Raw genomic sequence first — 25,192 nt, 5'->3', positions numbered from 1 at the left:
GCTCGGAGCGGACCGCTCAAGCGCCATGCGACGGAGATGACGGACGCGCCGGAGTATTGGCCGTCGCCGTTTCTTCGATCGTGCGATGATCGGGGCGCTGCACGGAATGTTTGCGACGGAGCGCCGACTCGACGCTCGCCAACGCGTCGTCGAGAATCGCCGCGTTTCTTTTCGCGGCTTCCGCGATTGAGGCGATGTGAGGCGCAACTTCATCGGCTGCGATCTTCGAACGTATGCGTTCCCGCGCTTTTCGGCCGGGATCTTTGGCGTCGTCGGGGCGCCTGTGAAACGTGCGGCCCTGCTCGATGAAGGAATCGATCGACCGCTCTCGCGTGCGCCGGCAGGCCTCGACGAGATCGAGGGCGAGCGACTTATAGGGCTTGGAGGCCATATCGGCGGCGACCCGTTTCCAGAGGTCTTCCGCCTCGATCGGCTTGGCGTCGCCGAGCGCGCGGCTTCTCTTCTCGGCATCAAAGACGGCCGCTTCGGAAATCATCGTCCAGGTCGTCCCCCTGGCCCGGCTTTCCGCGACATAGGCTTTGAAGGCCGTGATGCCGGCGCTGCCCCGCGGCAGCGCGTCAATATGCTCGTCCGAGGTGACGCCTTGCGCCGCGTCGATCGTGAGCGCGTGGCCGAAGCCGAGCATCAGCCTTTTGCTCACAGGGTCGATCAGACGGCGCCACTCGACCTCGCCGACCTGGCCCTTGGCGTTTTGCAGGAGGAGGCCGCCGGCGGTCTTGCCCATCACCTTCACGACATGGCCGTTATAGCCGATCGGGCCGTCCTTGCCGTCGATCTTCGACCATGTGTAGCGATAGAGCCGCAGATGGTCGCCGGTGGCGATCGGCAGATCGAAGGCGTGCGGCTCCTTCGCGCCGCGCGGCGCGATCGCCTTGTAAATCGTCTCGTCGGCGCCGATCTCCCCGCGCCCCTTGAGCCGCGTCCGGATCGCCATGCTGATCGCGGCGGCGTCCTCATTGGTCGGAGCGGAAATGGTGATCCCGCGCTTCGAGCCGGCGGCGTTCAGAATGTCGCGCCGGCTCACATAGAAATCGGCGATCTTTGCGGCGACCTGATCGAAGTCTCCGCCGACCAGCATCGCGGTTCCATCGTCGCGTTTCATCGCGAGGGCGGTCTCGGCCTCGGAGTCACGGAACATGCCGGCGATCTGGCGGTCGTGCCGATCGACCTGACGGACGGCGGTGAGCAGTTCCGGCTGCGCCGACTTCGGCATGGCGCGGCGCAGGATTTCGATCGTATCCCCGGCTTCGATCGCCTGCGCCTGCTCGCGGTCGCCCAGAGCCTTGATGGTCATGCCGGTCTCGGCCTGCAGCTCGAGCAGCCGCAGCATCGGCCGCGGCGCGATCTGACTGATCTCGTCGATGACGAGGATCGTGTTGCGGGTGGGCGTGAATTCGCCGGCCTCGACGGATTTCAGCAATGGCTCGAGGGCGCTGGTCCGATCGATGCCGGCGTCCTGCAGCTGATCGGCCTGTCGCCACGCGGTCGAGACGCCGACGAGCTCGCGGCCCGCGGCCTCGTAACGCGTGTCGGCCTTCCAGGCGGCGACGAGGGGCCGCAACAGCGTGGATTTGCCCGCGCCGGCGACGCCGGTGAGGAGCGAGAGCGCGCCGCCCTGGCCGAGCGCATAAATCGCGGCCTTTTGAGCGGCTCCATGCTCCGGCTCGCTGTCGAAATCGAGGCCTGAAGCCTCGACGGCCCGCCGGAGGTCGCCGGCCGCCAGCGCGCCGGATGTGTCCAGCGCCGCGCGCGCGGCATAGCCGCGGAGGCCCTCCTCGACGCCGATTTGCGCGGAGTTGGTGACGCGGAGCACCTGTCGCGGCTCGTCCTCGGCATTCTCGCGCTTTGCCCAGGCGGCGACGAGATCGACATGCTCGCCGTGAATCTCGATCCCCTTGCGCTCGATCTGCTCGACGACCCTGTCGATATCCTTGACGCCACCGGCGACGCCGGCGCCGATCAATCCGCGGGCTGCGTGGACACGAAGCCGGTCATGGTCAATGACGGCCGCCGTGTGGAATTCCTCGGCGAGATGCTTCGCCGCGAAGGCGTAGGCCCGCTCGATCCGCTCCTCGCTCGGCAGCTCTGCGATCTTCGCGCCCTCCATGACGGTGACGTGTTCCCAGCCCATCGCCTCCGCCTGATCCCGCCAGATTTTGTGATCCGTCTTCTCGCCATGCTTGGCGAGGCGAGCGGCCGCCGCCGCCTCGCGGAGAATCTCGGCTTTCTTTTCCGCAGATATGTCGTCCCAATCGATCCCTTGGCCGGCCGCGAAGACCTTGGCGTTGCGCAGAACCTGATGCGTGCTCTTGCTGAAGGCCTCATTGGCGAATTGCGGGATGGCGAGAATGACGGCGGCCTGCTCCTTCTCGTCATAGGCGACGCGAATGCCGAGCGCGCGCAATTCGTCGGCGAGGACGGCCTGGGCGAAGGCGCCAAACTCGTGGACGCGGGCGTGCAGCCGCTGGGTGTCGAGCGATCCGATATGGCCTTCGCCAGTGACGACCAGATTGAACAGCGCATTATGGATGTGGTCGTGGGGGTCGCCCGCGATCGGCGCTTCGAGGAGATAGGTCGCGCCCGCGCGGCCGTCCTGGACCGGCAGGGTCGGGCGAGCGATGTAATGTCGGAAGCTGACCCAGCCGACAGCGCCCGGATCGGCGCCGTTCTCCCCCGCGCGCCCGCGCCGGGCCCAGCCGATCTCGCGGGCGACATAGCGCATCGCGGCGTCATTGGCGCGGTAGATGGCGTTGCGGATGGCGGCGGCCTCCGCTGGATCCTGCGCGAATTCGGCGGCGAGCGTCACGGATTTGTGGGGCGAGAAGGTGAAGTCGTAGCCGCTGATTTCTCGCTTGTGCTTGGACCAGGCCTCTCCCGTGTCGGCGCGCTTGCCCTCGAACAGCCGGTCGAGCTCCTCGTCCTTGGGCGCGTGATGAAAATTGATGCCGAGCGCGCGGGCGACGGAGAGGGGCATGTCCTGTCGCCAAGCCGGTCCGGCGTCGCGGCCGGTGTAGTAGCTGGTGAGGCGCGAACCCGGCTCCAGTTGCCGGCCGAGGGTCTCCGACGTCTGTTGCGCCTGCTGCGGGTCGAGCCTCGCCTCTGTGAAATACATGCGGACGAGCTTGCCGTCGGAAGCGGCGGCGAATTTGCGGAAGGTGATCATCGATCAGGCTTTCGAAAGGGACGAGAAGCGCTTTTCGAGAGCCTCGACGGTCTTGTCCGGAAGGTTTTGCTGCATGTCGACGAGGATATCGACGGTTTTCCGCGTGAGAATGAGCTGCTCGCGGTTCTGCGCGATCAGATGGGCGAGCAAGTCGCTCAAACTCGGCTCGCCGGCGTCGTCCTTGGGCGTGAGAAGCGCGATGATCTCGTCGAGGCGGGCGATGGTGATCCGGATCTGCTCGTTCTGAAGGCCGACCGCTTCGACGATCTGGTTGGCTTCGACCTCGACGCGGGCGAGCCCTTCTTTCAGTTCCTTGGACATGATTTCGCCTCCTCCACGGAGGCGGAGCGTCGCTGGACTCTGCGCGAATGGAAAACCGCCGAGTTCAGCGTCGAAGGCCACGCGCCGATTGCTGTCCCGAAAGGCGCCGTGAAGCTGGCGTCGTCGCCATCGCCCGAGCGATTATCTCGGCGCGAGACCATCCGTACCCGCAGCGCGCACGCGCGCACGGGCCAAGCCGACGATAGCGGATAGCGACGCACGAAATATCGGGCGCGAGCTGGCTTTTTGGCAATTGGAATCGCGGTCTCAAGACGGATCGCCTGCCGGGACCGTACGCGTCGGCGCCACCGCCAATTTCAGATGAGGCGCCGCCCGGAACGCGACAACCCGGCGCGGTGAGACGAGAACGGAGACGCCGGTTTTCGGATTGCGGCCGGGGCGGGCGTTCTTGGAGCGGACGCGGAAGGCGCCGAAACGGCGGAGACTTACGTCTTCTCCGCGCACCACGGCGCACAGTATTTCCTCGAGCGCGCAATCGAGCAGGGCCTTGGCGTCCGTGCGGGAGAGGCCGGGGAGGCGGGCGTAAATGGCGTGCGCGAGGTCGTCGCGGGTCACAGTATGCTTGGAAACAGTTGCGTCCAAAATCGTATCCGGCTTTTTCGCCGCTCCCTCGAAAACACACCGCAGCGGCTGCGGCGAGGAGAGCGAGCCAGAGTGCCGCAGCGAAATTCTACCGCGCAGGCATGGGGAAGACCAGCGCCCCCCGCGTCCGGTAGTTGGTCGGTATGGGGTTTCGTTCATGATCCGTGGCGACCGGATTGGAGGGAGCTGATTGCCCCAATTTCCCTGTTCGCCTATGGCAAGAATGCGCCACAACCAATCATCGCCCGGCCGCCTGTGCGACCCATGCGGGTCGTGTCCCCGCCGGTGGCGCAGCCTAAAATCTTGAAAAATGCCTCCAACGGAAGCTGTCCACGCCGAACCACAGAGTTTTTCAACGAAATCGGCCATCGAATGGCCTCCCGCGCCCTTCCGCTTGTCGGGAAACGCGGCGCAGGCGTCATGCAGCTTGGCGAGCAGTCGGTCGGGAATCGGCACCACCACCTCGAATCAGAAAGCCGAGTCTTCGAAAGTCGAAAAAATGCATCCCGGACAGGGCCATTTAGATTTGCTGTTCGTCCACATTGCCGAGCGACGCGCATAGTGATACGAGCATGACTCACGTCATTGCGTCCAGGCTTCTCCGTTCCGAACGAATTGCGATTTTCGTGGCCTGGGCGGGGCGAGGTTTCGAGAATGGTTTGGTTTCGCAGGAAACGCGGCGCTTCGGCGGAGCGCGTGGCAACGGCCGCCGTCACGCCGGTCGAGGTCGTCGCCTTAACGTCCACGCAGAGCTTTTCGACCGCCGACGTCCACTCCACCGCCGAATGCGATCTCGCGAGCCTCGCCGCTCTCTCGGCCATGGCGTCCGACGCCAACACCATCGTCGGCTGGGTGACGCACGACATTCGAGCCGTCGCCGAATCGGGCTCGACCATCTCCGAGGCCGTGGCGGCGCTCGCGGAATCGGTGTCGCAACTCGCCGACGCGGGCGTCGGCAGCGCCGCGGAGGCCGAGCAGGCGCGCCGCGCCACCGACGCCTGCGTGCGCAATTTCGCGCTCTTCGCCGGCTCGATGAAGGGCATCGCCGCACAGGTCGGCGAGATTCGCGAGCGGCTCGGCGTGCTCGAAGCGGCGGTCCGGCAGATCGCGGAGATGGCCGGCGCCATCGAGAAGATTTCGAGTCAGACCAGCCTTCTCGCCTTCAACGCGACGATCGAGGCCGCGCGCGCCGGCGACGCCGGCCTCGGCTTCGGGGCGGTCGCGAATGAGGTCAAGGCGCTCTCGGCACAGACTAGCGGCGCGACCGATTCGATCAGAGCGCGCCTCGCCGTGCTGCATTGCGAGATGGCCTCCATTCGCGAAGTCGTCGACGACAGCGTCGCCACCGTCACCGACGGCGACGCGCAGCTGCGCGACGTGGAACGGCAGATCGGCGCCGCGGGCGCCTCGATCTCGTCCATCGCCGAGCGGATCACGGAGCTCGCCGATCTCCAGCGTCAGCAGCGCTCGACCGTGCATTCGATCTCGCTCAACGTCACGCAGATAGTCGATAAGGCGAGCAAGACGAGCGGCGAGTTCGACGCCGTCATCGAGCTGCTGACGGCGGCGGAGAGAGACGCCGGGGAGATTCTCGACAAGGCCGAATCGCGCAGCTTTCAAGATTACTTGAGCCTGCGCTTCCCCGCCGACGCCGCCGCCTTCCGGCGCAGGCTCGCAGCCATGCTGGTCGGGCGCGCCCGCGCCGAGCCTCACGCGCTCGGGGGCGGCCGGCGCGGCGCCTCGACGGCTTTCGCCGCGAGCACTCTGGTGAAGGACCCGGCCTTCCGACGCCTGCTCGAGCGGGTCGATCTCGGCGCGTCCGTCATGGCGGCGCGTCTCGACGCGCGCGACCGGGCGGGCGCGATCTCCGCTTTCCGCGATGTCGAGGAGGCGTTGGAGGAAGCAGCCTCGCGCGTCGTTTTGCGCCGGCGCGGGGAAGCGCAGAGCGGCGGGCGCGACGAGTTTCTCCCGCTGTGAAGCGCGAGTGCGGCGGCTCCTCGCGGCCGTCGCCCACAGTTTTCGCCACGTCGCCGCAGGGAGATTTTGCCTTCCGTCACATTGGCGCCACTCGCCGACGCGCTGTTTCTGATGACGCACCACGGCATCTTCGGCATTCCGCGCGACATCGAGCGCGACGTGCGCACCGACGGCGAGCATATCTTGGGCGACATGTTCGCGAGGGCCGAGCGCGCCACCCTCGACGCACCTATTCTCGAGATCGCCCTCACCCATGTCCGCGCCTATGAGATTGTGCGCTGCGCCTCGCCCATGACGTGACGGTCACCAGCGAAAGCTTGCACTATCGAGCGGCGCATCGTTCGGGGGCGGCTCATCGATAGCGCCACCGGAGCTCCCCGCCGTGTTTCTTTTTAGCAACAAATCAGAAAAATAGTTTCTAATTTGTTACAATATTTCTAAACTGTGTCGCCGATCGATTGACGCCGCCCCTCCGCAAAACTACGCAGCAAACCTGTCCTTTGCCGTTCGTGGCTGAAAGGATCGACTGCGGAGCGGGAAGATGAGCGGAGTCGATACGTCGACCGGGAACGGGGTTCGTCGAGACAAAGGATCGCTTTGCGGCAATATAAGCGCGGCTCGCAGGGCTCTCCTGAGCTCGGCCGCCGCTCTGGCTCTGGCGGGCGGCGCTCGCGCCGAGCCGGCGGCGACAACGCCACTTCCGGCGGTGAGAGTCGATGCGCCTCAGGAGAAGGCGCGGCCGGCGCCTCGGCCCACTCCCCATGCAAACGTCCGGGCGCGCGCCGTTCGCCACGCCGCGCAAGCGCCGCGCGCGCCGGCCCAGCCGATCGCCCCCGCGCCTGTCGCGCTGCGTGTCGAGAAGACATTCTGGGACTCCGCCACGGCGAGCGGCGTCGTCCTCGGGCGTGGCCCGATCGGCGTCCAAGGCTATGTCGCCGCGGGCACGTCCTCGGCGACAAAGACCGCCACCTCGATCATGGACATCCCGCAGTCGGTCTCGATCCTCACCAAGCAACAGATGCAGGATCGCGGCAGCGTCAGCCTCGGGCAGGCTCTGACCTATGTGCCGGGCGTGACGGTCGTGCAGGGGGAAGGCAATCGCGATCAGATCACCATCCGCGGCCAGGACACGACCGCTGACTTCTACACCGACGGCGTGCGCGACGACGCGCAATATTATCGCGATCTCTACAATATCTCCGCGGTCGAGGTGCTGAAGGGACCGAGCGCGCTGATTTTCGGGCGCGGCGGCGGCGGCGGAGTCGTCAATCGCGTGACCAAGAAGGCCGACGGCGAGACGATTCGGGAACTCGGGTTCAGCACCGGAAGCTGGGGCCGCAAGCGCGCGACCGTCGATCTCGGACAGGCCGTCTCCGACACGGTCGCCTTGCGTCTCAACGCGCTCTATGAACAGTCCTACGGCTTCCGCGACTTCTTCGATCTCGAGCGCTATGGCGTCAACCCGACGCTGACCTGGCGTCCGGAGGAGAACACCTCTGTGACGCTGAGCTACGAGCATTTCCGGGATCATCGCACGGCCGACAGAGGCATTCCCTCGATCGGCGGCTCTCCGGTGGTTCCGGCCTATCCGGCCTCCACGCCGATCAATTCCTTCTTCGGCAATGCGGACGCCAGCTATTCCAAGGTCGACCTCAACCGCGCGTCGCTGGTCGTCGACCATAAGACGGACTTCGGCCTCGAGATTCGCAACCAGACCGTCTATGCCGATTATCAGAAGCGCTATCAGAACACATTCCCGGATCAGCCGGTGGCTCTCGCGACGGGGCTCGTCAGCATCGACGGCTATGTCGCCTCGAATCCGCGGCAGAACATCTTCAACCAGACCGACTTCACCTATAAATTTTCGATGACGCCGGACATCCGGCATACGCTTTTGTTCGGCGCCGAAATCGGCAATCAGAAGAGCGACGATTGGCGCGATCTGTCGCGGTGGAACGACCCATTCACAGGCCCCCGGCGTGTGAACACGCCGTTCTGGTTTCCGAGCGTCTATAATCAGGTCTTCTTCACCAATCCCAACCGCAGACGGCACACTGACCTCGACTTGGCGGCCGGCTATGTCCAGGACCAGATCGAGATCACCAAATATGTCGATGTCGTCGCCGGCGTGAGATTCGACAGCTTCGACCTCGCATTCGCCGACGGGCTCAACGGGCAGCAGTTCCGCCGCGCCGACAATCGATGGTCGCCGCGCGTCGGCCTGGTGGTGAAGCCGTTGGAGGAATTGTCGCTCTATGGCAGCTGGTCGCGCTCCTTCCTGCCGAGCGCCGGCGACCAGTTCAACGTGCTGAACGTCACCACTGCGTCGCTCGGGCCGCAGGGCTTCGAGAATTACGAGGTCGGCTTCAAGGCGCGGATTCTGCCGCGCCTCTATTTCACTGGCGCGCTCTATCAGCTCGATCGCACCAATCAGCAGCTCACCGTCGGGCCGATCGGCACGATCATCGGCGACACGCGGACGAGAGGCGGCGAGTTCGGGCTCGTCGGCAATGTCACCGACGAGTGGCAGGTCTCGCTCGGCTATGCGCATCAGGCCGCCGCGATCATGAGCGCGCAGAACGCGGGCGCGATCGGCAAGGTCGTTCCCTCCGTGCCGAGGGACACATTCTCCTTCTGGAATCGATATGACATCACGCCGATGTTCGGCGTCGGCGCAGGCGTGGTGCATAATTCGAGGTTCTACCCCACCATCGACAATGCCGTGATCGTTCCCGGCTACACGCGCGTCGACGGCGCGGTGTTCTTCAACCCCGGCAAGAATTTCTTCGGCCTCGGCGAGGAGATCAGCGCGCAGGTGAATATCGAGAATATTCTCGGCGCGACCTACTACGCCTCCGCGCATAACAACAACAATATCATGCCGGGAGCGCCGCGCTCCGCTTATGTGACGATCAACGCGAGATATTGAGCACGGTCGGCACGATATTCGCCTTGACATCGGTCGCCGGCAGCAGTGCCGGCGACCGGAGACGATCATCATGGCTGCGCCAAGCGAGAGCGGCGCCAAGGCCACGGTGCGGCGCGCATTCGCCAGCTTCTTTCGCTGTAAGGACATAGGCCAGGTTCGGCGTCGACGTCTCGCTAAAGGCGATCGCCGTCGAGCAGAAGGTTCTCGGCCTCGTCTTCGTCACGCGACCACTGAACCGGTGGAGGTTCCAGGGCCCGACGATCATGCTCGGCCACGCGAAATTCGAGCGCGAGGTCAAGGTGATGGACGAGAAGATGGGTCGTCCCCGCGTTTGCGTCCAGCGTCGCGTTCGCGCTGCTGTCGCTGCTGGCCTAGCCCCTCGCCGCCCTGTGGCGGCGCTGGCACAAGCGATCGTCGGGCCTGCCGGCCGCGGATCGCCGTCGGCTCGCTTTCGTCAGATCGTCGCTGCTCGTCGATCTCCTCGTCGTCAAGGCTCTCACCATGCTCGCCGTGCGCGACGCCAGCCTTTTGAACAACTCCGTCGATCCGGCGCTTATCACTATCTATGTTCTTGGCTGGCTCGACGTTATCGGAGCCGCGGTCGCCGTTTTCATCGACGTCGATTTCTGGCGCAGGTGGGTCGGCGGGACTTGGACACGTCTCCACCAGAGCGGGCTGGTGGCTACTGGGCTCGTCATCGCCTATGTCTTCCCGATCTTCCACACCGCCGGAACGACGTTGAATTGTTGAGAGCGAAGGCGCGTACCGGGTCGCGTCCATTGCCTTATCCGCCCGGTCCCCTGGATACCGCGCTGCAGCGAGATGGCCCGAGAACACGGGACGCATGGGCTTCAAATGTGGAATCGTCGGCTTGAGCGGCTTAGGGCGTCCAAAAGTCGACGCGAAGGTCGGACGGTCATAGTTCAATCGAAACCGTGACAACGGCAGCGAAGAGTCCATGCCTTCCCGAACGGGAAGGTCGCGCCAGAAGTGGACTCCTATGCGCCGGAGCAGCATCCGGCGGCGCGGCCATGCTCTTTCGCTTCCTGGATCGGCGGGCACGGCTCATCGCCGTATGAGCAAAAAACACAACAGTCTCCTGCCTTTGGCTCGAGAAGCACCCCGCAGCTCTTGCATTCGTAGAAGAACTGGCAGGCGTCGGTTGGCATCGTCTCGGCTGTTCGATGGCCGCAGTTCGGGCAGGTGATTATCGATTCGAGTTTCATTCAATGGCCTCGAACGAGCTCGTGCAGTACGGGGTCGATATAGCTCCAGCCTGCCGCCGCCGATACGATCGCCGACGCGCACAGGAGCAGCGCCAGCGTTGCGCGTGATCGCTCCGGCGACGCGCAGGACGAACCCGCGACGCATGTTACGGGATGCTTCCACCACCATGCGCCCCATCCTCCGATCATTCCCAAGGCGCTGACAGAGAGAAGCGGCGCGCGCCACGCTGCGACAGTTTCAAGGCCGCCCAGAACACCCGCGCCCGCGCCGAGCGCGGAAAGCCCGAGCGGAACGACGCAACATGACGAGGCGATAACCGCGCCAAGGCCAGCCATGAGACCCAAGGCCGCAAGCCATTTCGGCGCGGCGGGCGGGACGGGGGAAGCCGAAACGGCTGGCTTTGTTTCTGGTGCGGCGTCGTCGATGGTCATGGCTCGCCTTTCCTCGAAGGTCCGGTTATCCTGCACTCCGTAGTCACTACGGGCGCAAGAGAAAATTCCATGCGATCCTTGACGATTGGGCGGCTCGCGGCCGCGACGGGCGTCAACCTCGAGACTGTGCGCTATTACGAGCGCATCAAGCTTATGCCGCCGCCCGCCCGGACGCCGAGCGGACACCGTGCCTATGAACAGGCGCACGTCCGAAGGCTCGCCTTCATCCGCCGCGCCCGCGAACTCGGATTCAGCATCGAGCAAATCCGCGCTCTCTTAGCTCTCTCCGCTCCATCTCGCGCCTCTTGTGCCGAGGTGCGAGAGATTGCGCGCGCGCATCTCGACGAGGTGCGGGCAAAACGAGCGGACCTCGCCAAGCTCGAACATATCCTTGCCGAGACCGTGGCTGGCTGTTCCGGCGACGCCGCCCCGTCGTGTCCCGTCCTAGATATATTGAAGATGCCGGACGCCGAGGAATGGCCGATATGATCGGATCAACCTTCTAGGAGCACAAAAAGCCATGGGCAGCGGAAGCCAGCAGGCTCATTGGGACAGCGTTTATGCCGCCAAAGGCGAAACCGAGGTAAGCTGGTTTCAAGAGACGCCCTCCCCCTCTCTGGAATTGCTTCACCTCGTCGCTCGATCATCGTCCGCGGTCATCGACATCGGAGGCGGGGAATCGCGCCTTGTCGATAGTCTTCTGGCGGGAGGATTTGAGAACATCACGGTTCTCGACCTGTCAGCGAAGGCGCTCGCCGCAGCGCGTGCGCGCCTTGGCGATAAGGGCAATAAGGTCAAATGGATCGTAGGCGACGTAACAGAGTGGCGTCCGTCGGAAACCTATGACGTATGGCACGACCGCGCCGCCTTTCATTTCCTCACCGACCAAAACCAGCAGACTGCGTACATCCAGCGGCTCCAGGCCGCCCTGCGGCCCGGCGGCCACGCGATTTTTGGCACGTTCGCTCTCGACGGTCCCGAAAAATGCAGCGGGCTTCCTGTTACGCGCTACAGCGCGGAAAGCCTCAGCGTGCTTCTCGGGGCAGACTTCGTGCTGATCGACAGTCGCCATCATGAGCATTCAACGCCATGGCAAACCGTTCAGCGGTTCCAATTCAGCACCTTCCGCCGTTGCGCATAAGAGTATTGCTCGTCGGCGCGCCTGAATTTTCAGCCCGTTAGATCGAGCACAAGATATTGCGAAAGTCGAGCGTCATTTTAGCTCAGAGACAGCGGCGGTACGAGGGGATTGTGGACGCCCCGGCGTCCCGCGTTTTTGCAGTCATTCCGGCGCTGACCGCGACCGATGATCCCATCGTGCGCGCATTTCTGGCGATACGCGAGGCGCCAGCGCGACTTATGGGCGAGATTTCTTCCCCGCCCTTTGGAATGCATCGCTTCACCTTGCTCGCGCAAGGCGAAAGCGAGATGGTGTTCGGGCTCTGCGGGCGTTTCTGGAGGGCCGATTTCGGTATTGCGTCCATTCCAGACGGTGCGACGTTCAAGAGCTTCGACGAAGCGGGCGTTCCGAAGCTCGTGATGCGCTTCTGGATTAGAGGGGCGGACGAGGCACGGCTCGCCTCGTCACCGAGACGAGAATTCATTGCGCCGACAAGCAAGCGAAGCGCGCCTTCACGCCTTATTGGCTTGCGATCCGCGCGGCGAGTGTGCTCATCCGAAGACGCATGCTCTCGACCATTGCTCGACTGACGAATTCGTGTTGAGCTGCGTGCAGACCGTTCCGGGTAATTCTTTCGCGCTCACGGACGGCAAGGTCCTCCAAGGAGCGATCATTTGTCCGGTTCGATATTGAGCCTTGCCGGGATGGGTGCGGCAGAGCAGCATCCATCGTCTCGGCTATGTTCTTCCGCCACTTGAATCGGCGGACATGGCACATCGCCGTAAGAGCAGAAAACGCAACAATCCCCCTGCTTCGACTTGAGAAGCGTTCCGCATCCGTCGGCATTGCTTCAGTTGAGCGACGGCCGCAGTCCCGGCAGGTGATTGTCGAGACGAGTTCCATTCTATGGCCTCGATAAAACGTGAGCAGCACCGGGTCGATTTGGCTCCAGCTTACGGCCGGCAATAGGCCGACGCACTCAGAATTACCGCCAGAGCCGCGGGCCGCGCCGACTCTGCGCGCCACTGTGCGATAACATTTTTTTCGCGGTGGCGAATCTTTTTTCGGTTTCCCTCCCTCTTGTCGGTCGAGGAAGGATCCTCCGACTACGATGGGAGTGGAAAGATGCTGTATGCGAAGAATGTTCCCGGCTGGGAGCGCGTTGTCAGGGTGGCGATGGGCGTGGGGCGGCTGACCGCCTCCGTCGCCTATTTCGGCGCGACGCCGACTGGATGGGGCGTCGGCGCCATGGGACTTATGGCCGCGATGAGCGGGCTGCTGGGCTTCTGCCCTGCCTGCGCCATGGTGGGACGTCGGCTCGATCACTGAGGGGGAAAGCGATGGCGGCTTGCGCCCATGATCTCGTCGTCCGCGCCCAAGGGGGCGACGCCGCCGCGCTGGACCGGCTGCTCGCCGAATGCCGGTTCGACGCGCGCCGCTACGCCAGACGCCATTGCATGACCAGCGAAGTCGACGATGCGGTGCAGGAGGCCCTTCTCATCGTCGTGCAGCGCCTGCGTTCGCTGAGAACTGCGGCGTCCTTCGCCGGCTGGCTGTTCACGGTCGTTCGTCGCGAATGCCAACGGCTGTCGCGACGAATGTTCGCCCACGAAGAGCTCGACGAGGAAAGGATCGCGGACAGGATCGCGGCGCGCCCGATGGACGAGCTTCGGGTAGAATTGGCCTTCGCGCTCGAATCCTTGCCCGCGCATTATTTGGAGGTGATCCTTTTGCGTGATTTCGAGGAGCTGACGATCGCCGAGATCTGCGAGTGCCTCGACGTCAGCGTCCAGACCGCCAAAGCTCGCTTGCGCCGGGCCCGCTTGCTGGTCCGAGAATATCTCATCGGCACGGAGTCGTCGGCGGCCGATCTCGCGCCGGATCGCCTCTGACCGGCAGTATCGGTTGCGGGATTGGAGTTCCGCGCCGCGAATCGTTCGATACCCTGAACAGGCTCGATTTCGAGCCGAACCGAAGAGGAAATCACAATGAAGATGAAAGTCGTATGCGGAGCGTCGCTCGCCATCGCGGCGGTCGCCCTGGCCGTCACTGGCGCTGCGACAAGCCCTGCGCTTGCGAAGAAGGCGGCGAACTCCGTGCATTGCGCGGGCATCAATTCCTGCAAAGGAATGAGCGCCTGCAAGACTGCGAGCAACTCATGCAAGGGCATGAACTCTTGCAAGGGTCAGGGCTGGGCGCCCGCGAAATCAGCCAGGGCTTGCGAAGCGCAAGGCGGCACGATTGCCGAGATGTGACACCCGGGACCAGCCGATCGGCCCCAGTCCCTCTCATCGCCGCAGTAGCCGGGCGTTGTCTTGCGCGACCGCCCGGCCTCCGAATGTGATCGTCGCTGCTCGGCTGCTCCTCGCCGTCATGGTCGCCAGTCTTGTCGGCGTTGTGATAGCGAGTTCCGCGAAAGCCGGATCGGAATTAGACGCCGCGCCTCCGCTCACATCGGTCACGTCGCAGTTCATCGAGCTCAGGCCGCTGGTTATGGCGCCGCCCCTGACGTTCGAACGGATCGATGGCAAGCTCACCGATCTCCGCTCGCTTCGCGGAAAGGTCGTGCTGCTGAGCTTCTGGGCGACATGGTGCCCGCCATGCCGTCGGGAACTGCCAATGCTGGAACATCTATCGCGCGTCGAAGGGGCCCATGTCGAAGTGGTGGCGGTGTCAGTCGATCCGCTGGGCAGGTCGGCTGTCGCGCCTTTCCTCGACCGTCTCGGCGTCACGCATCTCCTTTCGTTCCTGGATCCCGAGGGGCGCGTCGCCGCGCCGCTGTCCGACCCGCAAAAGGCGCCCTTCATCCTCTACGGAATGCCGATTTCCTTCGTGATCGACCCTCGGGGGCGCATCGCGGGCTACATAATCGGCGAAGTGGATTGGCGCTCGCAGGACGGAGTTGCGCTCTTGCGCCATTATTCCAAAGCCCGATGAAGGAGCCGGCGGTCCGCGCGTCCAAATGGCGGCCGCTTAGACGATGATGATGGAGAGCAATTCCGGATAAACGAGGCAAGTCGCAATGATCTACTCTGTCAATTCTGTCAGCGCGAACCCAGAACTACGAACTTCGGATCCTGCGTCTCCGGGGCCCACGAGGATCGCCTGGGTGGATCATGCGAAGGGCTTCTGCGTCACTCTGGTCGTCATGATGCACTCCACCTTGGGGGTGGGCGAAGCGATGGGGGCCGAAGGGTTTCTCCACACCTTCGTCGCATTTGCAAAACCGTTCCGTATGCCGGACTTTTTCATGATCGCGGGACTGTTCCTGTGTCGAACGATCAATCGGGACTGGCGGACGTTCATCGACCGCAAAGTGGCGCATTTTGCTTATTTCTATCTGCTGTGGTTCGCCATCCAGTGGATCTTCAAGGGCAGACTGCTCGAGGGACCGAGCGCGAGCGCCGCCATCGATCGTCTCGCGCTGGGCCTGGTCGAACCCTTCGGAACGCTCTGGTTCATTTATCTCCTGCCGATTTTCTTCGTCGTGACGAAGTTGCTTCGGCATGCGCCGGCCACCGCAGTGCTTTTCGCCGCGGCGCTGCTCGAAACAGCGCGCATTCGAACCGGCTGGACGATTCCCGACGAGTTCGCTGCACGATACGTCTACTTCCTGTTCGGCTATATCTTCGCGCCACGCATTTTCGCCCTTGCCGAATGGGCGTCTTCGAATCCGGCGAAAGCCACTGTCAGTCTTTTCGTTTGGGCCTGCTGCAACTCGGCGCTTGTATTTTCGCCCGCACCATTGCCCGACTATCCGAATCTCGCCGATTTGCCGGTCGTGAGTTTAGTCGCGGGCATAGCCGGCGCCGGCGCCGTCGTGGTGTTCGCAACCCTGCTTTCTCTCGTCGCTTGGAACTCGTGGCTGGAATATTGTGGCCGAAACTCGATCGTCATCTACCTCTCCTTTTTTCTTCCCATGGCCGTGACCCGCACCGCGATCACGACGTTTCATCTCGTCTCGGATGTCGGAACGGCTTCGCTCCTCGTAACGCTCGCTGGCGTGACGATTCCCATCGTCCTTCATCGGCATGTCAGGAACGGACGGCTGCGATTTCTCTTCGAGAGGCCAGAGCGATTCAGCCTGAGCTCGCTCAAAGCCATTTCAACCACCTTGTGAATCTGGAGGGTTATGTGAGGTCCGCGGCGCAATGTTTGGTCTGCCCGGAAGCGGACCTCACATAAGCCGGATTGAACGAAGGCGCGGGTCGTTAGCCACTATGGGGAAAGCGCGTCTCGTCGCCGATTGGCGCAGGGCCGCGGTGGGGCCGCTGGCGCTCGTAGCAGGAGCCGAGAACTCGGCGGACCGGCGGGACGCGATCGCTGGAACCGTGGTTCGTGGTCTTCTGACGTGAGATCGGCGTCATCATCATGAACAGTGTCGCGCTCGGGACGCGAGACGGCCTCCCGTCGGCACATGGTGCGACGAGCGAAACGGGGTGCTGTCCGGAGCTCTGGGCGGGAGACGATGGCCTGGTTCATGACGTGTCGCAATGGAACGGGCGCGCCCTCGCGGGCGGAACGGCGCCGATGCGGCGCATGAGCCCGCCGCAGTCGGGGCACGGGAAAACGTGCGCTGCGGCGGTGGAGGGGTCATCGCATGGGCGGACCTTCGGCTCGACCGGATGATCGACGGCCGCGGCGGCGGCGGAGAGACGACGACAGAGCGCGAGCCGCTTCTCGCGATCGCCCCTGGCCAGAAGGCCGTAATGGCGGATGCGGTGAAAGACGTCGGGGAGCACATGCAGCAGGAAGCGGCGAATGAACTCGTCCGGCGAGAGGCGCATGGTCCGACGGCGCCCCTCGCGGCGGTAGTCTTTATAGGAGAAGGCGACCTCGTCGTCGTCGGCCGCGACGAGCCTCGAATTGGCGATCACTGCACGGTGAGTGTAGCGCGCGAGATAGGCGAGCACCTTTGCTCGGGACCGCCGAAAGGCGGCTTGGCGTAGACGATCCAGTCCATCTTTCGCAGCGAGCCGATGCGCTCGGCGAAAGCGCGCCGTTCGCCGAGTGGCGCCAGTTCGCCGAAGAAGCGCAGCTCGCCTTTGCCGAAGGCCGCCTCCAGGGCGGCGAGGAACAATCGACGGAAGAGGCGCGCCAGTGCTTTCACCGGCAGGAAGAAGCCAGGCTTGCAGGCGATCCAGCGCTCGCCATCGAGCGAGAGGCCGCCGCCGGGGACGACGCAATGGACATGGGGATGATGGGTGAGCGTCTGACCCCAGGTGTGGAGAACCGCGAGCATGCCGATCCTGGCGCCGAGGCGCTTGGGATTTTCAGCGAGCGTCATGGTCGCCTCGGCGGCGGCGCGCATCAGCGCAGCGTAGACGAGCCTCTTGTTCTGGAAAGCGATCTCGGCCGCCGCCGGAGGCAGGGTGAAGACGAGGTGGAAATAGGGCGCGGGCAGCAGCTCGGCCTTGCGCGCGTCGAGCCAGGCGGCGCGCGCCGCGCCCTGGCATTTTGGGCAATGCCGGTTGCGGCAGGAGTTGTAGGCGATGCGACTCGCGCCGCACTCGTCGCATTGCTCGACATGGCCGCCGAGCGCCGCCGTCCGGCACGCCGTGATCGCGGCCATGACGCGCCGTTCGCTGCGGCCAAGACGCCCGGCGTGATCGCGAAGATAGGCGTCGCCATGGCGACGGAAAATGTCGGCGAGCTCGATCGCCGGCTTCGCCACGCCCATCACTCGGGCGGCGTCACCTCCAAGGAAAGACGGTCCAGCGGACTCTTCGTCGCGCTGATCAGTCGTGTCGAAACCCGCGTGTAGAGCGCCATCGTCGACAGATGCTCGTGGCCGAGCAGAACCTGGATGATGCGAATATCGACGCCGCTCTCTAGGAGATGCGTCGCGAAGCTGTGCCGCAGGACATGGACGCTCACTCTCTTGTCGATGCCGGCCGCGGCGCGCGCCGAACGGCAAGCGGCGTGCAGCACGGTCTGCTCGATCGGCTTGTCCTTGTCGCGACCGGGAAACAAGAAGCTCTCGGGCCGCGCGAGTCGCCAATAGCTGCGCAGGATGCCGAGCAGATGCTCAGACAGCATGACGTAGCGCTCCTTGCCGCCCTTGCCGCGCACGATGCGAATGACCATGCGGTCGCTGTCGATGTCCGCCGCCTTCAGTCCGATCACCTCCGACACGCGCAGTCCCGCGGCATAGGCGGTGGTGAGCGCGACGCGCGCTTTGAGGCTGGACACGGCTTCGAGAAAGCGGACCACTTCGTCGGCGCTCAACACCGACGGCAGCTTGCGCGGCTCGCGCGCATAGGCGATCCGCTCCGGGATCGTCTCGCAACCGAGCGTCACGCCGTAGAAAAAGCGCAGAGCGCAGACGGTCTGATTGAGCGACGCCCAGGATATGCCCTTCGAGACCAGATGCACTTGGTAGGCGCGGACGTCCTCCAGTCCCAGGCGCTCGGGCGAACGCCCGAAATATCGGCTGAACTTCGCGACCGCGTGGATGTAGGATTGTTGGGTCGCCGGCGAAAGATTGCGGACCGTCATGTCCTCGATCATGCGACGACGCAGAGGGCTGATCTCGGCCATCTGAACCTCCTGTTTGAGAGTGGGCTGCAACACCCAAATCCTCTCAGACAGGAGGCCAATCACGCGACCTCGCCGCTCCCGCCGCGATAGCGGCTTCGTTCAATCGTCGGCGCCGCCGAAGTGGCCGCATCATAGGGAAAGAATCGCCTCCACTCTATGGCAGTTGACGCCCCTCGATGCGTCGCCGAATGAAATTCCGGACTTTCGGACTGTTTTTTCGATCTTGCGAACATGGGACTTCCTGCCGACAGGGCATCGAGCCGGAAATACGATCACGACGTGGCTGGTCGAGCTCCATATGGCGAATCTGTTTTGCTTTTCGTACCGCATTTTTGTTTGCGTGTTCGGGCTCCTCATCGTCATGCTGACAGTCACTGGCGTGTTCATTTGGTGGAAGAAACGGGTTGCGCATTCCGAGACTCGATCTCGCATGGCGCGTAACAGATCGCGCTGACAAAAGACGAGGCGCCAACTCCTGAACTGTCTCGCCGCATCCAAGTTCGGGACTGCGCTTTACGGAGCGCAATAGGGGTGCATTCTCGTCGGCCGATCCGCCCGGGCCTCGAGCACGAAAAGCGGAGGAGCAAATAGCGCCCGCGCTATGAAAAGCCCAACCTATCGGCGTCTCTGCCGTCGATCGGCGACATGGGTCCCTGAAACGGGGAGCTCGCGTCCAGGCTCTCGAGCCGACTCGAGCCTCAGTGACAAACCGAAAAGATTGGGTTATCTTTCACCTATGCCGACGATCCTACGCCTCGGCGGTCTCAGGATCGTCATCTACCCCAACGATCACCCGCCCGCCCATGTTCACGTCATCGGACCGGGGTGGGAAGTCGTCATCGACGTCGTCCGGTTGGAACTACGCGAGGCGATCGGATGCACGGAACGCGACGCCCGGCAGACTTTGCGGCTCGTTGCCGAACATAGAGACGATCTGCTGGAGGCATGGAGACGGATACATGACTGAGCTGACCAAGCAGCAATTCGACGCGGCGTCGGCGCGCGGCGAGGCGCGCCTGAAGGGGCCCCGCGCCGAAAGCGCTCATTACGACGCCGGGCGCAACCGAGTAGTGATCCGCCTTACGACGGGACTCGAGATCGGTTTTGCGCCCCGACAAGTGGAAGGATTAGAGCGCGCGAAGGCCGAAGATCTCGATAAGATCGAAATCACTCCAGCCGGGCTCGGGGTTCATTTCCCGAAACTCGACGCGGACTTGTATATTCCCGCGTTGCTCGACGGCGTTTTGGGTTCCGCGAGCTGGATGGCGGGCCTAATGGGACGCAAGGGCGGCAAATCCCGATCTCCCAGCAAGGCCTCGGCTGCGCGTGAAAACGGGAAGCGTGGAGGTCGCCCGCGCAAGACGGCTGCCTGACACGAAGAGCGCGCTACCGGAGCCCCTCTGAAAGGAAGACGCCCGAGCAGCGCCGACGGCGCCGAACATAAAGGCCCGCCGGGACGGTGCTCGCGCTCGTTGAGTAGACCGCTAACCCTTTAATGTTCCTCATTCTGACTTCGCGCTGGATTATTGGATTCAAGTCATTGGACTTTTTGCGTTCATTCGGTGGACTGCGGGGCGCCTACGCGACTGCGCCTAAGTGAACCCGGAACCGACATTTTCTCACGTGCATGGGCGTGCCGGTCGCGGCGCTTCCTCGAAACGTCGATAGCGGACGGCGTCGGGTCTCCGTTCCCCCGCCGCGTCCGTTGGCCGAATGCCTCCGTCTTGCCCGTGAGATCCTCTCGGATCCCGAGTGGACGATAGCCGCCGGGGCCCCGCGTCGTCAGCAGGAGCAAATTGTGTCGCGATTGATGGCCGGAATTGCCGCGCGACAATCAAGGTGAGAGTCCAGCGTCAATCAGGATGAGAATCGCGGGGGTGTCGGCGTGACGAAGGGAGGGCGGAGCCCGAGCTTCGTCACGCCGACACCCCCGCGCGCGCCAAAGAAACGGCCTGTCTGCCGGTCGCGGGGCTGGGTGAAGGGTCGGTTTTCCCCTCGGGAGGACCGATTCGTTGCCCGGCCGCCATGTCACCGACCGCCAGATGAGGCTGTTCATGCAGTTCAGAAAATCCGATCCCGCCGCCGTCGCCGCGGCGAAAACCGGCTTCAGCCCGGCGACCGCCTATCGCCTGGAGATTGATCCCCGGCTTCCCTCCCAAAAGAAGGCGCCGCGCGACCGCCGACGGCCAGATCCGCTCGAAGACGTGTTGGACAGCGAAGTCGTCCCCATGCTGAAAGCGGCACCCGGATTGCGGCCGATCGGCGTGTTCGAAGAGCTTCGCCGCCGGCATCCGGCGCTCGACTCCAGAATGCGCCGCACGCTGGAGCGGCGCATTCGTAACTGGCGCGCCCTCCATGGTTCCGAGCAGGAAGTGATTAGCATCCGCCGGGCCGCATGGGGCTCTCGGATTTTTGCGACATGCACGATCTCGAGGTCTCCGTCGCCGGCGTTGCGCTCGAGCATCGGCTCTATCACTTCCGCCTGCCGTTCTCGGGCGTCGAATCCGCCCATGTCGTGCTCGGCGGCGAGAGCTTCGTCGCCCTCGCCGAAGGCTTGCAGAACGCCTTGTGGACGCTCGCGGCGCGCCGCAGCAGCATCGCAGCGACAGCCTCTCCGCCGCTTTCCGCAATCTCGACGCCGACGCCAAGGAGGATATGACGCGCCGCTACGAGGCGCTCTGCGCCCATTACGGCATGACGCCGACCCGCAACAACAAGGGCGTCTCCCATGAGAACGGCTCGATCGAAAGCGCCCACGGCCATATCAAGGCCGCGCTCGAAGACGAGCTGCTGCTGCGCGGCTCGCGCGACTTCGACGATCTCGCCGCATGGCGCAAGTTCGTCGACGAGCTCGTCGGTCGGCGCAACGCGCGCAACGCGCGCAACGCGCGCAACGCGGCGCGCATCGATCTCGAACGCGCCGAGCTGAAGCAGCTGCCGCCGCGCAAGACGTCGGACTTCGAGGAGGCGCGCGTCACGGTCACCTCGTCCAGCGCCTTCACCCTGCGCAAGGTCTTCTACACCGTGCCGTCTCGGCTGATCGGCCATAAGCTCCTCGTGCGCCTCTATGACGATTGGCTGGAGGTCTTTCAGGGGTCGACGCATTTGTTCGATCTGCCGCGCGGCAGGCCCGGGCCAGGCGGCAAGCATGGTCATGTCGTCGATTATCGGCACGTCATTAACTCTCTGCGCCGAAAGCCCATGGCGCTGCTCAATCTCGTCTATCGCGAGCAGCTCTTTCCTCGCCGCGCCTATGCGCGCGCTTTCGATGCGCTGCTCGCCGAGACCGGAGAAAAGGCGGCCTGCAAGACCATGGTCGGCTTGCTCGCCCTCGCGCACGAACGCGCCTGCGAGGCCGAGCTCGCCCTCGCCATAGAGGAAGGGCTCGACGCTGGGCGTCTGCCGAATCTCGCCGCGCTGACCGAGCGCTTCGCGCCCAAGATCGCCGCGGCGCCAAATGTGATCGTTGCGCTGCCGGAACTCGCCGTCTACGACGCGCTCGCCTCTCTCGAAGGAGCGGTTGCATAAAGGCGAACGACAAAGTCGACGCCGCTCGCGTCGATCTTCTTCTCGCCGAGCTGCGCCTTTCCGGCATCAAGCTCGTCTGGAGCGCGCTCGCCGCCACGGCCGACAAGGAAGGCTGGCCGGCCGCGCGCTTCCTCGCCGCGCTCGCCGAGCAGGAGCTCGCCGACAGAGGTCAGCGCCGCTTCGCCCGGCATCTCGTCGAGGCGCGCCTGCCGCCCGGAAAAACGCTCGCCGCTTTCGACTTCGACGCCGTGCCGATGATCTCGAAAGCGCAAGTCCAGGCGCTCGCGGCCGGCGACGCCTGGCTCGAAAAAGGAGCCAATTTGTTGGTTTTTGGTCCACCTGGGGTCGGAAAGTCACACTTGGCGGCGGCGCTCGGCCTGGCGCTCATCGAAAACGGCTGGCGCGTTCTCTTCGCCAGAACGACGGACCTCGTCCAGAAGCTGCAAGTCGCGCGACGCGACCTCGCTCTCTAAGCCGCGATCGACAAGCTCGACAAATATCACCTCCTCATCCTCGACGACATCGCCTATGTCGCCAAGGATCAGGCCGAAACCAGCGTCCTCTTCAAGCTGATCAGCGCCCGCTACGAAAGGCGCTCGCTGCTCATCACGGCAAATCAGCCCTTCGGCGAGTGGGGGAAAATCTTTCCAGACCAAGCCATGACGCTCGCCGCCATCGACAGGCTAGTCCATCATGCGACGATCTTCGAGATGAACGTCGACAGCTATCGACGGAAAGCGGCGCTCAAAAAAGCCGCTGGTCCAGGCCGGCCTTCGGCGCGCACGGCAATCAAAACCTCATCCTGATTGTCGCTCCGCGTCAATCAAAGCGCACACCCCTGAAAATCTCGCTTGCCTTGTTGTCGCTCCGCGACAATCATCTCGTCACCGCGACCGAAGAATCTCATCCAGATTGTCGCGCTCTTCTCATCCTGATTGTCGCGCCATATCAGACAGCATCGTTGCCGCCTATCGGGCGATTTTCGTCATGGGCCTCGTAGACCCGTTGCGCATACCGTTCGAGCGATGCCTCGCAGGCGCTAAGGCGCTCCCCTGCTTCGATGGCCAGCGTCGCGCCGTAGAAGTCCAGCTTTTTGATTTTATCCAACCACCCCTGAAGCTTCTTCAGGTCGGTGTCCTCTTCCTCCAGCTCGGCATACGTGAATTTGTTGATGGAAAACTCCTTGACGATCTCGGCTTCAAAGCCCGCGCAGCGGCCGAGAAACTCACGATATTGCTCGTCTCGGTCTGCATTGAACCGGGCGACGACCTTTTCCCTTTGGGCCTGATCGAGCGCGACCGTTTCAAGCAGCACCGACTCGCCGCCCATCTCGGCGATATCGTTTTCCAGCATCTTCAATTGGCGCACATGGTCGTCGGTCTTAGGCAGCAGGCAAACGCCATTTTGCAAGTAAATCGCGCCGATGCTCTTGAGCCGCCGCCAAAGGGCTACCCGCTTTGCCGGCGGATCCGCAGGAACCTTGTAGGTGAGGAGAAGCCATTTCAATTCCACCATCGTTGCAATCTATTTGTAACTATGGTTACATGTCAAGCGAAACAGGATGGTGATTTTAGAACCCGTGGAGGACGTAGCGCGCGAAAAAATGGAACAAGAACAACATATAACGGGCAATGTAAGCGATACGCTGGGGCTGCGCCACGACCTTGCGGTCCGCTGTCGTGGAGTGACCAAGACCTACGGCACGGGCGATGCAAAGGTTATGGCGCTGCGCGGCGTCGACCTCGAAATCCGCTGCGGCGAGCTGCTCATGCTCGCCGGCCCATCGGGGTGTGGTAAGACGACCCTTATCTCTATCATCGCGGCAATCCTCGAGCCGGATTCCGGCATGTGCGAGGTGCTGGCTCATGATCTGCAACATTTGAGCCAGAGCGAACGCGCACACTTTCGCGGTGTTGCGATCGGCTTCGTCTTTCAGCTCTTTAACTTGCTGCCCGCGCTCACCGCCGTCGAAAACGTCGCTGTACCCTTGCTGATCAATGGCGTCTCTCGCAGGCGTGCCGAAGCCCGAGCGAGAGAGGTTCTGGAAGCGGTTGGGCTCGGCGAGCGTCTGAGCGCACTTCCGGCGCAGCTCAGCGGCGGCCAGCAACAACGCGTGGCCATCGCCCGGGCGCTGGCGCACGACCCCAAGCTGATCGTCTGCGATGAGCCGACAAGCAATCTCGATCACGAAACCGGGCGCAACATGATGGAAATCTTAAGAAGAGTGGGGAGGAGTCCTGACAGAGCGCTCATCGTCGTCACTCACGACACGCGCATCTATGAGTTTGCCGACCGCATCGCACGCATGGAGGACGGGAAGGTCGTCGAGATCGTCGAGGGCGCGGAAAGCGAGCATCTGCGATGATTGGCCGCTACGTGCTCTCCCTCCTCGCGTTAATAGGGCTCGCCGTCGCTACCGGCGCCGTTATGGAGCGCAGTCAAAGCGCGCCTATCGCTCCTCCCGCAGTTCAATCGCCGAAGGTTCCTTTCGCGTCGTATATGGCTGGCGCTGGCATGATCGAGGCGAGCACCGAGAATATCGCTATCGGTACGCCAGTTTCTGGCATTGTGACCGCAATCTACGTCAAGTTGGGTGACCGGGTGAAAGCCGGAGCCCCCCTCTTCAGGATCGACGATCGTGATCTTCAAGGCAGACTTTTGGTTGCGGTCGCCAAGGTCAAGGAAGCCGAGGAAACCCTCGCGAAGAAAACGAGCATCCTCGATTTCTCTACCCGCTTGGCGGCCGGGATCGGTTTCACTAAGTTGGAAATAAAGACCCGCCAATTTGACGTGGCCATTGATGAGGCAACACTCGCCTTGGCCAAGGCCGATGTCGATCAGATAAAGATCGAGATCGAGCGCCGCACGATCCGTGCCCCGGTCGCGGGCAGCGTCCTGCAGATCAAGACGAGACTGGGCGAGTTCGCGCAGGGCGGCGTGCTCATTACGCCGCTGATGCTGTTCGGCGACACGGACCGTTTGCACGTTCGCGTCGACATCGATGAGAACGATGCGTGGCGCGTTCAGCCGGGCGGTTCGGCGCTGGCCTTCGTGCGCGGCAACCCCGAACTCAATACATCGCTGCGGTTTGAGCGCTTTGAGCCGTATATCCTTCCGAAAACGTCACTGACCGGCCAGAGCACTGAACGGACCGACACCCGCGTCCTGCAGGTCATCTACAGTTTTGATCCTTCGGCGGCGCCCGTCTTTGTCGGCCAGCAAGTGGATGTATTCATCGAGGCTCCGCCGATCGGCAGGGCGCGCGCTCAGACAGATGCTTCGAGGGAGATGCGATGAAGTCACGCTCGAGATTCTCTGTGCCCCGCAAACTC

Annotated in this window: 25 protein-coding genes and 4 pseudogenes; 19 read left to right on the top strand and 10 right to left on the bottom strand. The window is 63.5% G+C overall.

The genetic code is table 11. The annotated features are described in order from the left end of the window. Positions 1–16: 16 nt before the first annotated feature. From mobF to K3F48_RS24795, 3 genes are all read right to left on the bottom strand, one after another. Complete coding sequence (mobF, locus tag K3F48_RS04150) at positions 17–3,184, bottom strand: MobF family relaxase (RefSeq protein ID WP_222574157.1); 3,168 nt, start codon at positions 3,182–3,184, stop codon at positions 17–19. Positions 3,185–3,187: 3 nt separating this feature from the next. Next, the gene (locus K3F48_RS04145) at positions 3,188–3,505 is read right to left on the bottom strand and encodes a hypothetical protein (RefSeq protein WP_222574156.1); all 318 of its coding nucleotides are present in this window, start codon (positions 3,503–3,505) and stop codon (positions 3,188–3,190) included. A 267-nt stretch (positions 3,506–3,772) separates the two neighbouring features. Continuing rightward, positions 3,773–4,564: an integration host factor subunit alpha gene (locus tag K3F48_RS24795; protein ID WP_370631349.1), complete on the bottom strand. Its 792-nt coding sequence runs from the start codon at positions 4,562–4,564 to the stop codon at positions 3,773–3,775. Between the two features lie 240 nt (positions 4,565–4,804). Here K3F48_RS24795 and K3F48_RS04135 point away from each other — a divergent pair, with 240 nt between their 5' ends. From K3F48_RS04135 to K3F48_RS04125, 3 genes are all read left to right on the top strand, one after another. After that, on the top strand, positions 4,805–6,085 hold the full coding sequence (locus K3F48_RS04135) for a methyl-accepting chemotaxis protein (protein ID WP_222574155.1): 1,281 nt from the start codon (positions 4,805–4,807) through the stop codon (positions 6,083–6,085). 66 nt (positions 6,086–6,151) lie between these two features. Further along, the gene (locus tag K3F48_RS04130; RefSeq protein ID WP_222574154.1) at positions 6,152–6,385 is read left to right on the top strand and encodes a hypothetical protein; all 234 of its coding nucleotides are present in this window, start codon (positions 6,152–6,154) and stop codon (positions 6,383–6,385) included. Between the two features lie 406 nt (positions 6,386–6,791). Continuing rightward, entirely contained in the window at positions 6,792–9,014 is a 2,223-nt protein-coding gene (locus tag K3F48_RS04125) for a TonB-dependent receptor (RefSeq protein ID WP_370631348.1), read from the top strand. On the opposite strand, the gene K3F48_RS04120 is transcribed toward K3F48_RS04125, so the two are convergent. Next, the gene (locus tag K3F48_RS04120; RefSeq protein ID WP_222574152.1) at positions 8,998–9,279 is read right to left on the bottom strand and encodes a hypothetical protein; all 282 of its coding nucleotides are present in this window, start codon (positions 9,277–9,279) and stop codon (positions 8,998–9,000) included. The two genes, K3F48_RS04125 and K3F48_RS04120, sit on opposite strands and share 17 nt — an antisense overlap. Before the next feature lie 236 nt (positions 9,280–9,515). Here K3F48_RS04120 and K3F48_RS04115 point away from each other — a divergent pair, with 236 nt between their 5' ends. Next, positions 9,516–9,764, top strand: coding sequence for a hypothetical protein (locus K3F48_RS04115; protein ID WP_222574151.1), 249 nt, complete (start codon positions 9,516–9,518; stop codon positions 9,762–9,764). 248 nt (positions 9,765–10,012) lie between these two features. On the opposite strand, the gene K3F48_RS24160 is transcribed toward K3F48_RS04115, so the two are convergent. Together K3F48_RS24160 and K3F48_RS04110 are read right to left on the bottom strand one after the other, a co-directional pair. After that, positions 10,013–10,240: a GDCCVxC domain-containing (seleno)protein gene (locus tag K3F48_RS24160; RefSeq protein WP_255608218.1), complete on the bottom strand. Its 228-nt coding sequence runs from the start codon at positions 10,238–10,240 to the stop codon at positions 10,013–10,015. After that, positions 10,241–10,672 carry a mercury transporter MerT gene (locus K3F48_RS04110; RefSeq protein WP_222574150.1) on the bottom strand — a complete coding sequence of 144 codons (432 nt, stop codon included), beginning with the start codon at positions 10,670–10,672 and terminating at the stop codon, positions 10,241–10,243. Between the two features lie 69 nt (positions 10,673–10,741). Here K3F48_RS04110 and K3F48_RS04105 point away from each other — a divergent pair, with 69 nt between their 5' ends. From K3F48_RS04105 to K3F48_RS04095, 3 genes are all read left to right on the top strand, one after another. Next, positions 10,742–11,161 (top strand): helix-turn-helix domain-containing protein, encoded by a 420-nt coding sequence (locus K3F48_RS04105; RefSeq protein ID WP_222574149.1) that lies wholly within the window; start codon positions 10,742–10,744, stop codon positions 11,159–11,161. Positions 11,162–11,192: 31 nt separating this feature from the next. Next, positions 11,193–11,813 carry a trans-aconitate 2-methyltransferase gene (locus K3F48_RS04100; RefSeq protein WP_222574148.1) on the top strand — a complete coding sequence of 207 codons (621 nt, stop codon included), beginning with the start codon at positions 11,193–11,195 and terminating at the stop codon, positions 11,811–11,813. 110 nt (positions 11,814–11,923) lie between these two features. Then, positions 11,924–12,382: a hypothetical protein gene (locus K3F48_RS04095; RefSeq protein WP_222574147.1), complete on the top strand. Its 459-nt coding sequence runs from the start codon at positions 11,924–11,926 to the stop codon at positions 12,380–12,382. Between the two features lie 80 nt (positions 12,383–12,462). Here the strand turns inward: K3F48_RS04095 and K3F48_RS24790 are convergent. After that, positions 12,463–12,591: pseudogene (locus K3F48_RS24790) on the bottom strand (hypothetical protein); the annotation flags it as partial. 326 nt (positions 12,592–12,917) lie between these two features. On the opposite strand from K3F48_RS24790, the gene K3F48_RS04090 reads away from it, so the two are divergent. The 5 genes from K3F48_RS04090 (at position 12,918) to K3F48_RS04070 (ending at position 15,912) form a co-directional block, all read left to right on the top strand. Beyond that, on the top strand, positions 12,918–13,121 hold the full coding sequence (locus K3F48_RS04090) for a DUF2892 domain-containing protein (protein ID WP_222574146.1): 204 nt from the start codon (positions 12,918–12,920) through the stop codon (positions 13,119–13,121). Between the two features lie 11 nt (positions 13,122–13,132). Then, positions 13,133–13,684, top strand: coding sequence for an RNA polymerase sigma factor (locus K3F48_RS04085; protein WP_222574145.1), 552 nt, complete (start codon positions 13,133–13,135; stop codon positions 13,682–13,684). Between the two features lie 96 nt (positions 13,685–13,780). Further along, positions 13,781–14,047, top strand: coding sequence for a hypothetical protein (locus K3F48_RS04080; RefSeq protein ID WP_222574144.1), 267 nt, complete (start codon positions 13,781–13,783; stop codon positions 14,045–14,047). Positions 14,048–14,165: 118 nt separating this feature from the next. Beyond that, positions 14,166–14,729 carry a TlpA disulfide reductase family protein gene (locus K3F48_RS04075; protein WP_370631358.1) on the top strand — a complete coding sequence of 188 codons (564 nt, stop codon included), beginning with the start codon at positions 14,166–14,168 and terminating at the stop codon, positions 14,727–14,729. Between the two features lie 172 nt (positions 14,730–14,901). Then, complete coding sequence (locus K3F48_RS04070; RefSeq protein WP_370631347.1) at positions 14,902–15,912, top strand: acyltransferase family protein; 1,011 nt, start codon at positions 14,902–14,904, stop codon at positions 15,910–15,912. 358 nt (positions 15,913–16,270) lie between these two features. On the opposite strand, the pseudogene K3F48_RS04065 reads toward K3F48_RS04070, so the two are convergent. After that, positions 16,271–17,472: pseudogene (locus tag K3F48_RS04065) on the bottom strand (IS91 family transposase). Continuing rightward, complete coding sequence (locus K3F48_RS04060; RefSeq protein WP_222574138.1) at positions 17,472–18,332, bottom strand: site-specific integrase; 861 nt, start codon at positions 18,330–18,332, stop codon at positions 17,472–17,474. Before K3F48_RS04060 ends, K3F48_RS04065 begins: the two are co-directional and overlap by 1 nt. Before the next feature lie 19 nt (positions 18,333–18,351). Here K3F48_RS04060 and K3F48_RS04055 point away from each other — a divergent pair, with 19 nt between their 5' ends. From K3F48_RS04055 to istB, 5 genes and pseudogenes are all read left to right on the top strand, one after another. After that, complete coding sequence (locus K3F48_RS04055; RefSeq protein WP_370631346.1) at positions 18,352–18,786, top strand: PepSY domain-containing protein; 435 nt, start codon at positions 18,352–18,354, stop codon at positions 18,784–18,786. 147 nt (positions 18,787–18,933) lie between these two features. Continuing rightward, positions 18,934–19,299, top strand: a complete 366-nt coding sequence (locus tag K3F48_RS24785) for a DUF4160 domain-containing protein (RefSeq protein ID WP_370631345.1) — start codon at positions 18,934–18,936, stop codon at positions 19,297–19,299. After that, positions 19,292–19,705 (top strand): DUF2442 domain-containing protein, encoded by a 414-nt coding sequence (locus K3F48_RS04045; RefSeq protein WP_222574134.1) that lies wholly within the window; start codon positions 19,292–19,294, stop codon positions 19,703–19,705. Before K3F48_RS24785 ends, K3F48_RS04045 begins: the two co-directional genes overlap by 8 nt. Before the next feature lie 669 nt (positions 19,706–20,374). Continuing rightward, a pseudogene (istA, locus tag K3F48_RS04040) lies at positions 20,375–21,860 on the top strand (IS21 family transposase). Next, positions 21,857–22,666 (top strand): annotated as a pseudogene (gene istB, locus K3F48_RS04035) (IS21-like element helper ATPase IstB). Before istA ends, istB begins: the two co-directional pseudogenes overlap by 4 nt. Before the next feature lie 142 nt (positions 22,667–22,808). On the opposite strand, the gene K3F48_RS04030 reads toward istB, so the two are convergent. After that, complete coding sequence (locus K3F48_RS04030) at positions 22,809–23,375, bottom strand: Chromate resistance protein ChrB (protein ID WP_222574131.1); 567 nt, start codon at positions 23,373–23,375, stop codon at positions 22,809–22,811. A gap of 46 nt (positions 23,376–23,421) precedes the next feature. Between K3F48_RS04030 and K3F48_RS04025 the strand changes: the two genes are divergently transcribed. Next, on the top strand, positions 23,422–24,225 hold the full coding sequence (locus tag K3F48_RS04025) for an ABC transporter ATP-binding protein (protein WP_255608196.1): 804 nt from the start codon (positions 23,422–23,424) through the stop codon (positions 24,223–24,225). Next, on the top strand, positions 24,222–25,157 hold the full coding sequence (locus K3F48_RS04020; protein ID WP_222574130.1) for an efflux RND transporter periplasmic adaptor subunit: 936 nt from the start codon (positions 24,222–24,224) through the stop codon (positions 25,155–25,157). Before K3F48_RS04025 ends, K3F48_RS04020 begins: the two co-directional genes overlap by 4 nt. Positions 25,158–25,192 lie beyond the last annotated feature (35 nt).

The organism is Methylosinus sp. Sm6 (genome assembly GCF_019802345.1).
GTDB lineage: Bacteria > Pseudomonadota > Alphaproteobacteria > Rhizobiales > Beijerinckiaceae > Methylosinus.
The sequence above is the reverse complement of the archived record's forward strand: the minus strand, read 5'-3'. Positions and strand labels throughout refer to the sequence as shown.

What these genes read in the sequence shown, in the direction of transcription:
- K3F48_RS04090 (WP_222574146.1), top strand. Translation starts at nt 12,918, where the DNA reads ATGCTGTATGCGAAGAATGTTCCCGGCTGGGAGCGCGTTGTCAGGGTG.
- K3F48_RS04075 (WP_370631358.1), top strand. Translation starts at nt 14,166, where the DNA reads ATGGTCGCCAGTCTTGTCGGCGTTGTGATAGCGAGTTCCGCGAAAGCC.
- K3F48_RS24160 (WP_255608218.1), bottom strand. Translation starts at nt 10,240, where the DNA reads ATGAAACTCGAATCGATAATCACCTGCCCGAACTGCGGCCATCGAACA.
- K3F48_RS24785 (WP_370631345.1), top strand. Translation starts at nt 18,934, where the DNA reads ATGAAAAGCCCAACCTATCGGCGTCTCTGCCGTCGATCGGCGACATGG.
- K3F48_RS04100 (WP_222574148.1), top strand. Translation starts at nt 11,193, where the DNA reads ATGGGCAGCGGAAGCCAGCAGGCTCATTGGGACAGCGTTTATGCCGCC.
- K3F48_RS04020 (WP_222574130.1), top strand. Translation starts at nt 24,222, where the DNA reads ATGATTGGCCGCTACGTGCTCTCCCTCCTCGCGTTAATAGGGCTCGCC.
- mobF (WP_222574157.1), bottom strand. Translation starts at nt 3,184, where the DNA reads ATGATCACCTTCCGCAAATTCGCCGCCGCTTCCGACGGCAAGCTCGTC.
- K3F48_RS04105 (WP_222574149.1), top strand. Translation starts at nt 10,742, where the DNA reads ATGCGATCCTTGACGATTGGGCGGCTCGCGGCCGCGACGGGCGTCAAC.
- K3F48_RS04060 (WP_222574138.1), bottom strand. Translation starts at nt 18,332, where the DNA reads ATGGCCGAGATCAGCCCTCTGCGTCGTCGCATGATCGAGGACATGACG.
- K3F48_RS04115 (WP_222574151.1), top strand. Translation starts at nt 9,516, where the DNA reads ATGCTCGCCGTGCGCGACGCCAGCCTTTTGAACAACTCCGTCGATCCG.
- K3F48_RS04025 (WP_255608196.1), top strand. Translation starts at nt 23,422, where the DNA reads ATGGTGATTTTAGAACCCGTGGAGGACGTAGCGCGCGAAAAAATGGAA.
- K3F48_RS04085 (WP_222574145.1), top strand. Translation starts at nt 13,133, where the DNA reads ATGGCGGCTTGCGCCCATGATCTCGTCGTCCGCGCCCAAGGGGGCGAC.
- K3F48_RS04045 (WP_222574134.1), top strand. Translation starts at nt 19,292, where the DNA reads ATGACTGAGCTGACCAAGCAGCAATTCGACGCGGCGTCGGCGCGCGGC.
- K3F48_RS04030 (WP_222574131.1), bottom strand. Translation starts at nt 23,375, where the DNA reads ATGGTGGAATTGAAATGGCTTCTCCTCACCTACAAGGTTCCTGCGGAT.
- K3F48_RS04110 (WP_222574150.1), bottom strand. Translation starts at nt 10,672, where the DNA reads ATGACCATCGACGACGCCGCACCAGAAACAAAGCCAGCCGTTTCGGCT.
- K3F48_RS04080 (WP_222574144.1), top strand. Translation starts at nt 13,781, where the DNA reads ATGAAGATGAAAGTCGTATGCGGAGCGTCGCTCGCCATCGCGGCGGTC.
- K3F48_RS04120 (WP_222574152.1), bottom strand. Translation starts at nt 9,279, where the DNA reads ATGATCGTCGGGCCCTGGAACCTCCACCGGTTCAGTGGTCGCGTGACG.
- K3F48_RS04145 (WP_222574156.1), bottom strand. Translation starts at nt 3,505, where the DNA reads ATGTCCAAGGAACTGAAAGAAGGGCTCGCCCGCGTCGAGGTCGAAGCC.